The 12,548-nt window shown below is 51.5% G+C and carries 11 protein-coding genes and 1 pseudogene; 4 read left to right on the plus strand and 8 right to left on the minus strand.

What is annotated here, in order from left to right:
- Positions 1-35: 35 nt before the first annotated feature.
- Both NW856_RS01340 and NW856_RS01345 read right to left on the minus strand, forming a co-directional pair.
- On the minus strand, positions 36-1,478 hold the full coding sequence (locus NW856_RS01340; RefSeq protein ID WP_414398713.1) for a hemolysin family protein: 1,443 nt from the start codon (positions 1,476-1,478) through the stop codon (positions 36-38).
- Positions 1,479-1,725: 247 nt separating this feature from the next.
- Complete coding sequence (locus NW856_RS01345; RefSeq protein WP_414398715.1) at positions 1,726-1,935, minus strand: PepSY domain-containing protein; 210 nt, start codon at positions 1,933-1,935, stop codon at positions 1,726-1,728.
- A gap of 445 nt (positions 1,936-2,380) precedes the next feature.
- Here NW856_RS01345 and NW856_RS01350 point away from each other — a divergent pair, with 445 nt between their 5' ends.
- Both NW856_RS01350 and NW856_RS01355 read left to right on the plus strand, forming a co-directional pair.
- A complete protein-coding gene (locus tag NW856_RS01350; RefSeq protein WP_011432133.1) occupies positions 2,381-3,301 on the plus strand; it encodes a branched-chain amino acid transaminase in 921 nt (306 codons plus the stop codon).
- Between the two features lie 65 nt (positions 3,302-3,366).
- The gene (locus tag NW856_RS01355; RefSeq protein WP_414329088.1) at positions 3,367-3,885 is read left to right on the plus strand and encodes a phosphoribosyltransferase; all 519 of its coding nucleotides are present in this window, start codon (positions 3,367-3,369) and stop codon (positions 3,883-3,885) included.
- Positions 3,886-3,908: 23 nt separating this feature from the next.
- Here NW856_RS01355 and NW856_RS01360 read toward each other — a convergent pair whose 3' ends face one another.
- Positions 3,909-5,237: a hypothetical protein gene (locus NW856_RS01360; protein ID WP_414329087.1), complete on the minus strand. Its 1,329-nt coding sequence runs from the start codon at positions 5,235-5,237 to the stop codon at positions 3,909-3,911.
- 65 nt (positions 5,238-5,302) lie between these two features.
- Positions 5,303-8,218 (minus strand): methyltransferase domain-containing protein, encoded by a 2,916-nt coding sequence (locus NW856_RS01365; protein WP_414398716.1) that lies wholly within the window; start codon positions 8,216-8,218, stop codon positions 5,303-5,305.
- Positions 8,219-8,421: 203 nt separating this feature from the next.
- Between NW856_RS01365 and NW856_RS01370 the strand changes: the two genes are divergently transcribed.
- On the plus strand, positions 8,422-8,973 hold the full coding sequence (locus NW856_RS01370; protein WP_414398718.1) for a type IV pilin protein: 552 nt from the start codon (positions 8,422-8,424) through the stop codon (positions 8,971-8,973).
- Between the two features lie 109 nt (positions 8,974-9,082).
- Here the strand turns inward: NW856_RS01370 and NW856_RS01375 are convergent, their stop codons facing one another.
- From NW856_RS01375 to NW856_RS01390, 4 genes are all read right to left on the minus strand, one after another.
- Positions 9,083-9,781, minus strand: coding sequence for a glycosyltransferase family 2 protein (locus NW856_RS01375; RefSeq protein ID WP_414398720.1), 699 nt, complete (start codon positions 9,779-9,781; stop codon positions 9,083-9,085).
- A gap of 57 nt (positions 9,782-9,838) precedes the next feature.
- The gene (locus NW856_RS01380) at positions 9,839-10,033 is read right to left on the minus strand and encodes a glycosyltransferase family 2 protein (protein WP_414398722.1); all 195 of its coding nucleotides are present in this window, start codon (positions 10,031-10,033) and stop codon (positions 9,839-9,841) included.
- Positions 10,034-10,050: 17 nt separating this feature from the next.
- Positions 10,051-10,968: a 2OG-Fe(II) oxygenase gene (locus NW856_RS01385; RefSeq protein WP_414398723.1), complete on the minus strand. Its 918-nt coding sequence runs from the start codon at positions 10,966-10,968 to the stop codon at positions 10,051-10,053.
- Between the two features lie 561 nt (positions 10,969-11,529).
- Entirely contained in the window at positions 11,530-11,673 is a 144-nt protein-coding gene (locus tag NW856_RS01390) for a hypothetical protein (protein WP_011432125.1), read from the minus strand.
- Between the two features lie 171 nt (positions 11,674-11,844).
- Here NW856_RS01390 and NW856_RS01395 point away from each other — a divergent pair.
- Positions 11,845-12,548 (plus strand): annotated as a pseudogene (locus NW856_RS01395) (glycosyl transferase family 1); the annotation flags it as partial.

Below are 12,548 nucleotides of genomic sequence, written 5' to 3' on the forward strand. Positions count from 1 at the left end.
TGGTCAAAGCAACGGCCTAGTCCTCTCCAGCAGGTTTATGGACGGGCTTTTGCCGTTTGCGCCGGGGGGAGCAGCGGCAGGGAGTTTGCCGGAGTGCCAGAACGACGGGCTACCTTCACCCGATCCACCCGTGGCCCCTCCATGCGCACCACCTGAAACTCCATCTCTTGGTAGGTGAACTTTTCCCCAGCACGTGGGATCTTCTGCATGTGGTAGATCAAAAAGCCCCCCAGCGTTTGGTAATCCTCGTGCAGAGGCAGGTTGAGGCCACAGCGCTCGTTGATCTCTTCAATATCTAGCTGAGCCTGGATGAGCAAGGTATTTTCGTCAAGTTCTTGGATGTCCGGCTCCTTGGTGTTGGGATCCGGGCCATCGGAGAGCTTGCCGACAATCTCCTCCACCAAGTCTTGAACGGTAATCAGGCCCGCCGTGCCACCAAACTCATCCACCACCACCACCATCGGCCAGTGGTGCTGCCTCATTTCGGGCAACAGTTCGGCAATTGGCTTGTTCTCCGGCTCAAAGTGGGCCTCGCGGATAAAAGGCGTGATGGGGCTGTGGAGGTCGATGGATCCCTTGGCCAACTGGCCGATCAACTCCTTAACGTGGATCAGCCCGCGGATGTCATCCAAAGACTCGCCGTAGACCGGGTAACGGGAGTGTCCTGATTCGGCCACCTCGGCCAGCACCTCTTGCACCGTTGCAGTTTCCGGCACCGCGTCGATGCTGGTACGCGGGATCATCACCTCGCTGGCCACCGTCTCGCCGAACTCGAAGATGTTGCTCAACAGCTCTCGCTCTTCCGCCTCAATGTTGCCCGACTCCACCGAGGAAGCGATCAACAGTTGCAGCTCCTCCACCGTCATGGTGCTGTAAAAGGAGCTGGCCTCCGGAATCTGGACTCCCAAAAGCCGCAGCACACACCGAGAGGAAAAGCGGGGCAGCTCTACAAAAGGTCTTAGGATACGGCTGACCAAACGATTGAGCCAGGCCAGTTGCAGCGCAATCGGCTCCGAATAGAGGATGGCCAGAGTCTTGGGGATCAGCTCCCCCACCACAATCTGAAAATAGGTGAGCAGCGAAAACACCACTACCACCGCCACCCCCTGCATAAGGGCCGGATCCACACCCTGAAACCAGTCCAAGCGGCTCAAGGCCAAAAACAGCGTGGGCGAAACTTGGGTGGCTCCAATCCAGCCCAGCAATACACTGGCCAGAGTAATGCCCAACTGGGTGGTGGAGAGGGCATATTCCAGTTGTTCCTGGGCTTTTTGCACAAGAGCTGCCTGCCGGTTCCCTTCGCTCGCCAACTGCACCATGCGGGAGCGCCGCGCCGATACCAAGGAAAACTCGACTGCGACAAAGAAAGCGTTGATGACCAGAAGACCGATGACCCAAAGGAGACTAAGCGACGCATCTCCCCACGAAAGCTCAGTGTTGGGGAAAGTAGCCGCCGAGGCTAAAGGGGGGTCGTCCATCAGGGGGAGCAGCAAGACGGATAGACAGCATTCTAGCTCAGCCTGACTCGGCCACCTGTCCTCGGCCGGCAGTCGAACTGGTTTCAGCTATCCGTCAACTATCGATGACGCCCTCTCCATGCCCAAAATGCAAAGGATCCCCGGCTTTCGCAGTTCTCAAGGTCGCTACTTTTTCATCAAGCAGTAGCAGCTACAGCCTTTTCCGGCAACGCTCACCCCCGCCTATGCAGGGGGCATCTCCTGGGTGCTAGTCGTCGATATCGACAATATTGCCGGTAGTGGCATCGATCTTGACTTCAATATCGTTGGTAAATTTCACTTCCCAAACTAGGCGCCCATCTTCGCGCTCCAACTCAACTTCTTTAATCACGGCATTGGGCACGGCAGATCGAGCGATCCGAATAGCTTCCTCAATGGGGATAGGCAGAGCAGAAGATTGGGCAAAAGCAGTTTTCATGCTCCCACCTACCAGTAGCATCGGGCCGCCGAGGGGCAAAATGCCAAGCAAAAGTAAGGAAGCAATAGAGAGTTTTGCAGGTCTCATTTGCAACTGTTTGAGTAACCCCATCCTTACCCTACCACCCTGGAGTAAAAGAAGCCTTGCCACAAGGAGCACCGTTGCCTTCGCAAGGAGTTCATCCCCCTTGCGTCATAGGGTGTAGTTGCTCGGCCCCTCTTCGGCTATGGACTGTTTGCTCCTCCAATCCAGCCCTCTCAGAAATGGACTGGCTGAAGAACACCGCTGTAGGGAAGGAATGCACCTACACCCATCTCGAGTGCTGCTGCCCCAGGCAGAGAAGCAATGTCGGCGTCCTGTGCAGCTCCAAGGTTGGGGCTACTGGCGCTGCATGAATCGGTGATAATATTCCTACCTCTCATTCCTACCCCGGTGGGTGCCGACCATGCCAGATTTTCTGCCCTACGCCTACTTTCAGGGCCAGATTGTCCCCTTTGCTGAGGCGAAGATCTCCATTGCCACCCATGCTCTGCACTACGGGACAGCGGCGTTCGGCGGCCTACGCGGGATCCCTGATCCGCAAAACCCGGATCAAGTTCTGGTGTTCCGTCTGGATCGCCATTGCCGACGACTGAGTCAAAGCGCCCGCCTGCTCTGTTTTGATCTCCCTGCTGAACGGATTGAGCAGGTGATCGTCGAGCTGATCCGAAAAAACCGTCCCTCCACGTCTTTCTACATCCGCCCCTTGGTGTACACCTCCGACCTAGGCATCTCGCCGCGGCTGCACAACATTGAGAAAGACTTTTTCGTGTACGGCTTGGAACTGGGGGACTACCTCTCGCCAGAGGGAGTCAGTTGCCGCATCAGCTCTTGGGCCCGGCAAGAGGATCGCAGCCTACCATTGCGGGGCAAGATCACCGGCGCCTACATCACTTCCTCTTTGGCCAAAACCGAGGCGGCGCAGGCTGGCTATGACGAGGCCATTTTGATGAACTCCCAGGGCAAAGTGAGCGAAGCCTCGGGCATGAACATCTTCATCGTGCGCAATGGCGTGCTGATTACCCCCAGCTTCGACCAAGATATCTTGGAAGGGATCACCCGCGACAGTGTCCTCACCCTGGCCCGTGATCTGGGGATCCCTACCCAAGAACGGCCTGTCGATAAGTCGGAGCTGTTGATTGCCGATGAAGCTTTCCTGACTGGCACTGCTGCCAAGATTACGCCCATCCGCCAGATCGAGCAGTACGTCCTGCCCCCCTCCCGCCCCATCACCGAGCAGTTGCGGCAGAAGCTGACGGCAATTACCGAAAATCGGGATCCCGTCTATGCCCATTGGGTGAAGGTGATCCCTCTGAAAGAAAGCTAGTCCCTAGTCGAGGGGAGAAGCGTCATTATTAAACTGAGCACTCTAGATGGGTAGAGGGGGATCCCTTGCACGAAATTTCCATCACCTGGGCCGACTACCACCGCAAAATCGAGGAGTTGGCCGTCAAAGTCTACGAAAGCGGGTGGGAATTCAACCAAATCGTCTGTATTGCCAAGGGGGGGCTGCGCATCGGCGATACCTTGGCCCGTCTTTTCGACCTGCCCCTGGCTATTCTCTCAGCCTCTTCCTACTCTGGGCCCGGTAACCGCCAGCGGGGGCAACTGACCTTCTCGCGGGATCTAGCCATGACCACCGCCAACCTGGGCAGCCACGTGCTGTTGGTGGACGATCTGGCAGACTCTGGCATGACCCTAAAGCGCTCTGTCCACTGGCTCAAGCACCACTACGGCTTCTACATCGAGGAGATCCGCACCGGCGTACTGTGGTACAAGGCCGCCTCCGTCTATCAACCCGACTACTATGTGGACTATTTGCCGGATAACCCTTGGATCCACCAGCCCTTTGAGCCCTACGAGCAGATGACGCCTCAGCAGCTGATGCAGTTGCTACGCTCTTCCGGTTAACTTTTCTTTATCACCTCAGGGCTCTAACCAGTAGGAAACTCGAAGCGGGGCAGCTTATCCAGGGCAGGCTGGATCCCTGCGGGGATTCGCTCGTGAGTAAGGGGGTAGTAGTAATCAACCCGAGCCAGTAGTCGCTTCCACTGCTCAGAGTTAAGAGTTTTAACCAAAGAAATAGACGGCTCAACACTTAACTCGTGTCCCAAATCCATAAGCTCGATAGTAACGTTAGCTGCTGCGGCTTCCAGAACTGACTCCGCCATCCCGTAGTCTGGCTCTGCAGACACGATCAAAGCGTAATGCTGAGGATTGGAACTAAGCAGAATAGACTTTAGTAAAGGCTCCAAGCTTGCAGTAACTGATTCCCGAAGATTTGGATCCCAATCGGGAAAAAGAGCTAGATTAATCTGGCTTAGATAAATCCCTAAAGTAGTAAAACTCAGTTGCTCTGCGGAAGCAGGCGTCAAGCTTTGCTTCTGGTGTTCCAGCGAGGCATCGCTAAACTTTAAGCTCATTTCAATTTTCTCATCTTCAGTGGTCAATAGTACATGCCTTCCCTCTCTTTTACTATGGCTGGTTAGGTGTATGATAGAAATAGGAGTGTGAGGTAGGTAAGGCTCAACAAGTAGGTTTTGCCTTGGATCCCATTTTGGCAGTCCGTAGTGACAAGTCCAATTGCAATAGGCAGGTAGAAGTTCTGTTTCCTTAAGTAGCCCATCTAGATAGACCGCTACATTTAGAGCGAGTTGATCGGTTATGATAGAAGGTCTTCTAGCTAAAGCTTGAGAAAGCCGAAAGTCCCAAAGATCCCAGTGCTTGGCAGTATAGGACATTGCAAAAACACCAGCATTAAGGAGGGGGTACGTATGTAAGTCCTCGACACTCAGACTGGGAAAGTGGTATCTGTAAGCTTCACTAAGATCAATTAGGTAATCTTTTGGGCCATAGAGTAATCTATTCCCTCGGTCAATCTCCGGAACAATAGCTAGCCCTCGCTTTTTGCTTCGCTGGATGAGCAAGTCAATCCCGAACCAATCCTGAACCCAAGCATCTGCGTCAATCCAAATATAAACTTCATAGTCTGGAAAGTACCTACGTAGCCGGGGCCGAGCTAGTAATCCCCGCAGATAAGAAGGCACACTCTCAACTCCAGCAAAGTTATAGTTCCAATCCGGCTCAACAATGTAATTGACGTGTTTTGAAAGCCAGTCTACTTGCTCAGGGGTACAGCCCAAATCGAAGAAGCCTATCTCAACAGATTTACCCTGCTCCTTACCTCGGATGGAAAGAACAGTTCCCTGCACTAGATCGAAGAACTTGGAGTCGGCTGCGGTGATAATAACTACTGATTTCATACCAAAAGATAGTTAGGGAGATAGGAATTGCCTAGAACCAGACAACTTTTTTATTTTAATTTAATTTACTTGGTCGCAATTATGTTTAGACTAACAGGTTTACCGAAAACAACCATTTCACTACAGTCATTAAATAAGCCGAACCGATCTACCTTGCGGATAATCCGAAAGCCTGCCTGAGTCAGCAACATGAACAGATATTCCCACGAGAGACCAACTTTGTGATAGTCATACTCATCTGTCTGTCCACCAAACATCATGCGCATAATACTAAATCGCTGCTCGGCGGAAGCTCCTTCCTCTATATAAAGGTGACAAAGAGTAGGTAAGTCAGGAACACTAATCATTAACTGGCCACCGAAATGTAAAACTCGATGCCACTCTTTGAGAACAACAGGCAATTCTCGCACATAGTCGAAGTGCTCCAGAACGTGGGAGGCGTAGATGGCTTCTACGGAGTTGTCTTCAAATTGACTGAGATCCATAGCGTTGCCAACGTAATCCACGTACTCTCTTGGTTGGATGTCTAGGATCTTCCAGTCTGGATGGGGATCTTTTCCCCCTATATGAAGGCGGATACGCTGACTGACCTGGAGTCTAGGTTCACCCCCGTCTAGAGGAGGAACCTGGTCGATAATCTGATGTTTATGAGCCAGATCAAAATAGGTTTTTTCAATAGCCATAGCCAAACGTTTTGGATCCCAGATGATCGACTTACTGTAGGACTCTCGAATAGTCTGTTTGGCCTTGGCCAGTCGCTCTGGATTGTTAGCCAGCTGGATTCCTCGCTCAATAAATTCTTCAACTGACCAGGTAATACAGTCATCAAGACCTATATTCCTAAGTAAGCTATAGCTCATTCGGCCGTAGTAATGGCGACCTACTAAGGTAAGAACTGGCACACCCATGTAGAGAGCTTCCATAGTGTGGGTTGCACCTGTGTAGGGAAAGGTATCGAGAACAAGATCCACCAAAGCTAGTTGGCCCCGGTGCTCTTCCACGCTGCTTGCTTGAGATAGAAAACGGACGCGATCCAAAACATCCAATTCCTTAGCTCTTTCCTGGTAACGCCTGATAACCGTGGCAATTTCCCCCGAGCCTTTGACGATCAAGATCCCCTTGGGAACAGCTTTCAGGATTTGCAGATGGGCATCAATACATTCGGGGGTACGCTTGTAAGCACTGGCCGCAGTTAGGAAAACAATATCTTGCGGGCCTATTCTCAGCTTGTTTTTGAAATTCACCTCATCTGCAGGAGTAATGTCCAGATACTCAACAGCACAGTAGCTAGGCAGGCGGATAATTTTTTCATGGTAATCGGCTTGGGCGTCTTCAGGAAGGATATAGGGATCGGCGAAAAAGTAATCAAATTCTGGCAAACCGACAGCATCTCCGCCAAGCCAACCAATTTGGATAGGAGCGGCCCGCAAAGCTGCTACGATGCTGGCATCGTGACTGGTAAGGGAGTCCATAAAAACCATGATATCGATGCGATCCTCACGCGCTTGAGCAGCTACTTGAGGCGGCTTGGTTTCTCCTGGAAAAAAGCGAAAATGGAGATTTTCGTGAGAGCGAAACTTTTGATACATATTGTCATGACTGGCCATATCTTCATTTTTCCACCCCTGGTAGTAGTAGTAGACAACGTCCAGAAGATCGCGAGATAGGTTCCTGAGAGTAGCCTCACTGAGAAAGCCAACCGAATGTCGCTGAAAGCAGTTACCCAGAAAGCCTACCCTCAGCTTTCGCTTAGTTCTGCCAGATCCGCAGTAGTCTTGCTGATTCTTCTGCCAATATTCCGACCAAAGAAAGTCTCGCTGAGAAGCCATTAAGCTTAGGCAGTCGTTAAAGATTCTACCACCAATTTGTTGGTAATGACGAATCAGAGAGCGATCGTCAGTTAGATAACTCCAACAAAAGCAAACTCGAAACAGAATGGCTTTAGCAATCGTTAGACTCTCGAGTAGATTTTCATCGTTAATTCTTAGTGATCCTAAGTCGGCTTCCCTCGATAAAATTAAGTCTATAATTTTCTGGATAACAAGGTTTATCCGTTCTGGCTGGGCAGCATGGATCAACTTTTCCAGCGATTCTGATAGAAGGGATAGACGAAGAGTAAAGTTCTCTTGCACCTGTGAGCTCTCGGCCGCCGTGATGAGAGCTTCTCCTAAAATGGAATAGCCATCACTGGTAGAGTTCTGGAAGAAGGCGCGGGCTGCCCTCTGAAAAAAGTCACCGATTAAGTCCTCTATCGTCCACAAACCTTCATAGCGCTTCGCCTGCTCGGGATCCACCGCATTGGCTAGCTGGGCCAGCAAAGCAGCAAATCCAGATCTTTGTTCCTCCGGAAGAAAGACTTGTAAAGTTGTGGCCACCTCAAAAAACAAGCTCAGGTAGCCATCGTCCCATAGCCGCGCGAGCAATTCAGTAAGGAGTGGCTCCTGAGTAATATCGAGGCTCTTCTCGCCGCCTAGGCTCTCCAGTAGGGCTTGCCCATAAAAGCCAACTGCCAGCTCATCCTGAGCTTGCAGGGCCCGCATCAGCAAAACTTGGGTGTTGTCCCGCCGGCTTGGATCCAGCTCAAAGGCCATCTCCCGCAGCTTTAGACAAGCCTGAAGACGCTGCTGTGGATCCTGCGTGGGGCTATTTTCTAGACGGCCTGCGAGGGATAGCAACAAATCCAAGACTTTCTCCTGAGACAGGATCCCTGTTCTCACCAGAGGCGTGTAGAGCTGGTAAGCAAGGCTCAGCTGGCCAGCAGCCAAGGCCTGCTCCAGCGCTGACAAGGTAATTGCCTCTGGCTCAGAGGGGGAAGCCAAATCATTGGCTGAGGAGAGGTCAAAGAAACCCCACAGGAACTCCCGCCAATCCTTTGCGCCTTGCTCTCGGTAAAAAGCAACCAACCACTCCGCAAAGGCATCGGGAGACTGCTGAAACAGTTGCTTGGCTTCCAAAATCCGAGCTTGTGGGGTAGGGTTCATGGGCTGAAGAGAGAGCGCTAGTCCTAGTCTGCCACGCTGAGGCCAGCTCAGCTAAACCACTGACCTGTGTCAGGCTCATCTGGCAAAAATCCGCAATTGCGCCAGGGAGCAGGCTGTTATGAATCGCCCTTGAGCGGGGTAAGTTAGCACTAGCAGGTGAGCTGCACAGTTAACTCTCTAGTTTGCTAAAGGATCTGGTACTCATGAGCGCAAAGTCTCGTCAGTCTCTGTTGCGGGCCAAACTGGCTCAGCAAATTCTCTCCAAAGCCAAGGGCTTCACCCTGATCGAACTGCTGGTGGTAATTGTGATCGTCGGCATTTTGTCGGCGGTGGCGATCCCGCAGTTCTTGAACCAAGTGCGCCGCTCCCGCACTGCTGAAGCTCAAGCAGCTCTCACGGCAGTGGGTCGTGGTTCTGAAGTCTATCGCCTAGATGTTGGCGTGTACCCGGAAAAATACGCCAGAATTGAGTTCGGATGTCCTACCACTAATGGGGCTGATTCCTGCGGCGCTAAGGGCGATAAGTTTATGAATGATCCGTGGAGCGCTCCCAACTACGAGACACCAGTGGCCACCGCTATTTCTTCTGTTTCGCCTCAGGGGATGCGCTGGGACACCACTGCTGTCACGGGTGCAAGCCGCTACATCACCGCTTCTGGCAGCAGAATTCAATGCACCATTGGGCTGGGATCACAGGAGAAAGTTGTGACTTCTCTGGCTACCTTTGTTGGTAAGAGCTGCAACGTCTTTGACTAGTTTCTATCTCTACTTTATGTACTCCGTGGCTCCCTGTGGGGAGCTTTTTTATTTCAGTTGCTCCAGTCTCCCTCAAGAGTAGGCAAGGGCTCTAGGCTAAACCAGTGAACTAGAGCGAGGACAGTAACTGTGATGGGTAGGAGATGCGAGTAAGAATACCCCTTTCGATGAGGTTCTGGTTGGTTTCAGGACTGCTGTAAAGTATGAACTCTTGATAAAGAGCTTCCATGCGAGTTCTATCTCCTGAGCAATAAGCGTCCCGTGAGGTTAAGTGAAAAGGCACCCGAATAGGATTAGACTTGGAGCGCCACCAGTAGTCGGGAAAGTTTCCCAGTTGGGCGTATTTTTTATAGTAGTTCTGGAATCCGCAGTTCAAGTAGTGCAAAATAGAGGGAGACGACGTTACTAGAGTATGATCCCCTGGAATATCAAAGCTATGTACGCTGTTAGGCAGAAGAGAGGGATAGATCCGAGCTGCTGACTTTCCATTCTGGTAAGCCAAAAAGTATTGACTCTTGCCGGAAACTCTCTGAAACTCAGTACAGAGTCCTGGCTCTAAGGCAGCAGGGTTTCTGTTAAATAAAGTGACCTCGCGGAAGTAGTCTTCGATCTCAGACGCTTCGGGAGCTGCTTCGTGGTTTAGGAACGTAACCTGGAATATATCGTCGCTTACTTGATCAAACCAATCCAAAGCCATCATCTGGCCAGGATAAAAAAGCTCATCTCCATCAATATGAAGAATCCAGTCCATGCCCTGATCCAGGGCAAGTTGTATAGCAGTTTCTACGTTAAGGATCTGACGAGCCATGACCTCATAGCCAGTATGAGGGCCATATTTTGGATAGAGAACATTCCCCAATGCTTGTTAGACTTGCAAAGCTTCATCGTTGGGAATAGCCGTTACATCGGAAAACTGAAGTGCCACCTGAATAGCGGGATCCTCTGGATCGTCAAAGAAGATATAAATACAGGCAATTCCAAGGGCAAGGTGATAGCGAATGAACGACTCCAAGCACACGCCTGGATCCCGAACAGTGGTAATTATGCAAACTCTGGCCATGGTGGATCTGCAAGCCTTTAGGTGAATTGCTTGGCTCCTAGCCAAGTATTGATAGTGAAGCGGCTATCGGCAAAGGCTTGGCTAGGGCTAAATACCGGCAGGATTTCATGTAGGCAACTGCTGGAGAAGAAGACGATGCTGTTATTTGTAGGGGTTACCTCATCGTATGCCCCGTGCAGGATTGGTGGATGAGGTTTTTGCCTTTGGGTATCGTAGATGCGCAGCTCACCTCCTCGATAAGGCTTTGGCTCTTTGTGGAAGTAATATACGCAGCTCACCTGGCGGAAGGCAGTTTGTGGGTAGGAGTTATCGGTGTGGGCGGTAAAGAAGCAGCCATCATGGCTGGCAATCATCTCCATCTCAAAGATTTGAATGTCAAAGTTCTCAATGCCTAGCTCGGCGAAGATTTGGGGAGCAACAGCCGCAATTTTTTCTCGCAGCAGGGATCCATGCTCCTGAAAGTAAGCGAAGTCCAGCCTCAGGGAGCGGCGAAATTTTAGTGACTCTGCCTCGGTGTTGCTCTTGCTGTAGCTCTTGGAAGGGATAAACTTGTCTTGGTGGGTAATGGCATGTTGGAGAATGGCTTGGTTGAGCTCTTGAGGCAGGAAGTTATCCAGCTTGATGTATTTACAGGGGTAAAACCGGTTGGGTTCTGAGGGATCCGGCTGGGTAAAAGTCAGGAATACCGGGTTAGCTGCCAGCAGTGATCCAGGGCCAATTGCTTGGATGTGAGCGAGATCCTGCTCGGTTAACCCTTTGTGCTGGGGATCCCAAGTGAGGAGATGGATCGCTTGGCCTAGATTGGGCAAAACCTTCTGCAGATGAAAACTGGGATCTATCCCCATCAAATCTAGGTTGGCTTGGGCTATGGCTCCGTAGCGGCAATGGTTGACCAAGTATAGGGCTGAGTCGGCCAAGTAATCCCGCAGTAGCAAAGACTGAAGCAGACAGGTACGGTAGTCCGTGAGTTCAGTCCAGAAACAAACGCCAATCTGGGTCTCTGGGAAACATTGACCGAGATCTGCCAAAAGGGCAGGGATGGGGCCTTCTAGGAGTAGAACCCGTTCTTCTAATCCCAACTGAGAAATTTGGGTTTGGATATCTTCTGTGCTGATTGACTTTTCGGATGAGCTCTGTAGGAGATTCCGTAGAATCACTGCTAACTTTTCAGGATAGCGAAGCATTGCCTGCAAAACAGCTGCGGACTCTTCCCAGCCAATCTGGCAGAAGATTTGCTGGCTAGGAAGGCAGGCTAAAGCCCAATCTAGGAGCTGGGTGAGACTCTGAGCTTGCTCCAGTTCTAGGAGAAGATCCTGAGCAAGGTCTTGGCAATCCATGGGGAGGGATCCCTGACGTCTGCTCTAGCTTAATGTACCCGGATCCACCCCCAGTTCTCACAACTTTTAGGCCAGGCGCTCAGCCCTTTGCTGCTCCAGTTCAGCCTTGGCAGGCATCAGTTCCCCAGCGGCAGTGGCCCACAGAATCCAGGTGGCCTCCTACCCTCCCACTTCGCTGGGTACAGCCTCAAAACCTCGCTCGGCATGGGTGGTGGAGATGAGCAAGTCCATCTGGCACGTGTGCCGCCAGCTTTCCATGGGTATGCCATTGTCGTAGGAGAGCTCGTCTTGGGTAGGGGCCATCCAGGCAGGTAAACTGGATTCGGCTCTTGCAGACAGGGATCCATGGGGTTGCTTATAACCTATGCTCGGTTTATCGTTTTCCAGGGCAACAGAGATCCCTTGTTGTTGTGTCCAATCCTAGTAGCCTGTAGGAGCTAGAAGAACCTGCCGCTCAACTTGGGGAGTCGAGAAATGCAAGACATCAAGGCCAATGCTCCGCGAATTCTCCTCAATTGGCCAACTCCGCCAGACTATATCCCGCCCCCGCAGCTTTCAGATCGGCAGGTCAGTCTTTGCCCCAAGAGGAGAGCCAAGGGCTTTGGACTAAACTTTGTCAATCTCTCTAAGGAATTGGTGGAGTGCCCAGAGGGAGACTATGACCTCTATGACTTTGTGCAGCAGTCTGAGCAAATTACAAACAAGGAGTTTGACCTAGTTGTTGTTTGGACTTCGAGCTTCGACTACAGCAATCCTCTTAATACCAAAAAGTTTGGCTGTCCAACTGTTTTACTGGCTGGAGACACCCACCACTGGGAGTTTCCCATCAACCATCTCTTGGCCTACTGGGCTACTGAAGGCTTTGATTACGTCGCTACTGCCTATAACTTCCAGCATTTGCACTGGTTTGCCGCAGCAGGCGCTGAGAATCTTGCCTGGTTGCCTCTTATCTCCATGCGCACTGTTACCCACGATTGGGTGGAAGATAGAGAAAATCAAGTGGTCTTTATCGGCCAACAGGGATCCCGCCATCCCAGGCGTTGCCGGCTGGTTCAAGCCATAAAGAATGCAGATTTGCCCATCCTCATCAAAACAGCCAACCGCCAAGAGGCAGCCAAATGGTTTGCCCATTCTCTGATTTCCTTTAACTGCAGCCAAAATGGGGATCTGAACTTAAG

Source organism: Synechococcus sp. R3-13, from assembly GCF_047462195.1.
Lineage (GTDB): Bacteria > Cyanobacteriota > Cyanobacteriia > Thermostichales > Thermostichaceae > Thermostichus.

Excerpts from the sequence above, each read along its gene's own strand:
- NW856_RS01345 (WP_414398715.1), bottom strand. The coding sequence starts at position 1,935 with ATGAAAACTGCTTTTGCCCAATCTTCTGCTCTGCCTATCCCCATTGAG.
- NW856_RS01370 (WP_414398718.1), top strand. The coding sequence starts at position 8,422 with ATGAGCGCAAAGTCTCGTCAGTCTCTGTTGCGGGCCAAACTGGCTCAG.
- NW856_RS01365 (WP_414398716.1), bottom strand. The coding sequence starts at position 8,218 with ATGAACCCTACCCCACAAGCTCGGATTTTGGAAGCCAAGCAACTGTTT.
- NW856_RS01375 (WP_414398720.1), bottom strand. The coding sequence starts at position 9,781 with ATGGCTCGTCAGATCCTTAACGTAGAAACTGCTATACAACTTGCCCTG.
- NW856_RS01360 (WP_414329087.1), bottom strand. The coding sequence starts at position 5,237 with ATGAAATCAGTAGTTATTATCACCGCAGCCGACTCCAAGTTCTTCGAT.
- NW856_RS01380 (WP_414398722.1), bottom strand. The coding sequence starts at position 10,033 with ATGGCCAGAGTTTGCATAATTACCACTGTTCGGGATCCAGGCGTGTGC.
- NW856_RS01340 (WP_414398713.1), bottom strand. The coding sequence starts at position 1,478 with ATGGACGACCCCCCTTTAGCCTCGGCGGCTACTTTCCCCAACACTGAG.
- NW856_RS01350 (WP_011432133.1), top strand. The coding sequence starts at position 2,381 with ATGCCAGATTTTCTGCCCTACGCCTACTTTCAGGGCCAGATTGTCCCC.
- NW856_RS01390 (WP_011432125.1), bottom strand. The coding sequence starts at position 11,673 with ATGGCCCCTACCCAAGACGAGCTCTCCTACGACAATGGCATACCCATG.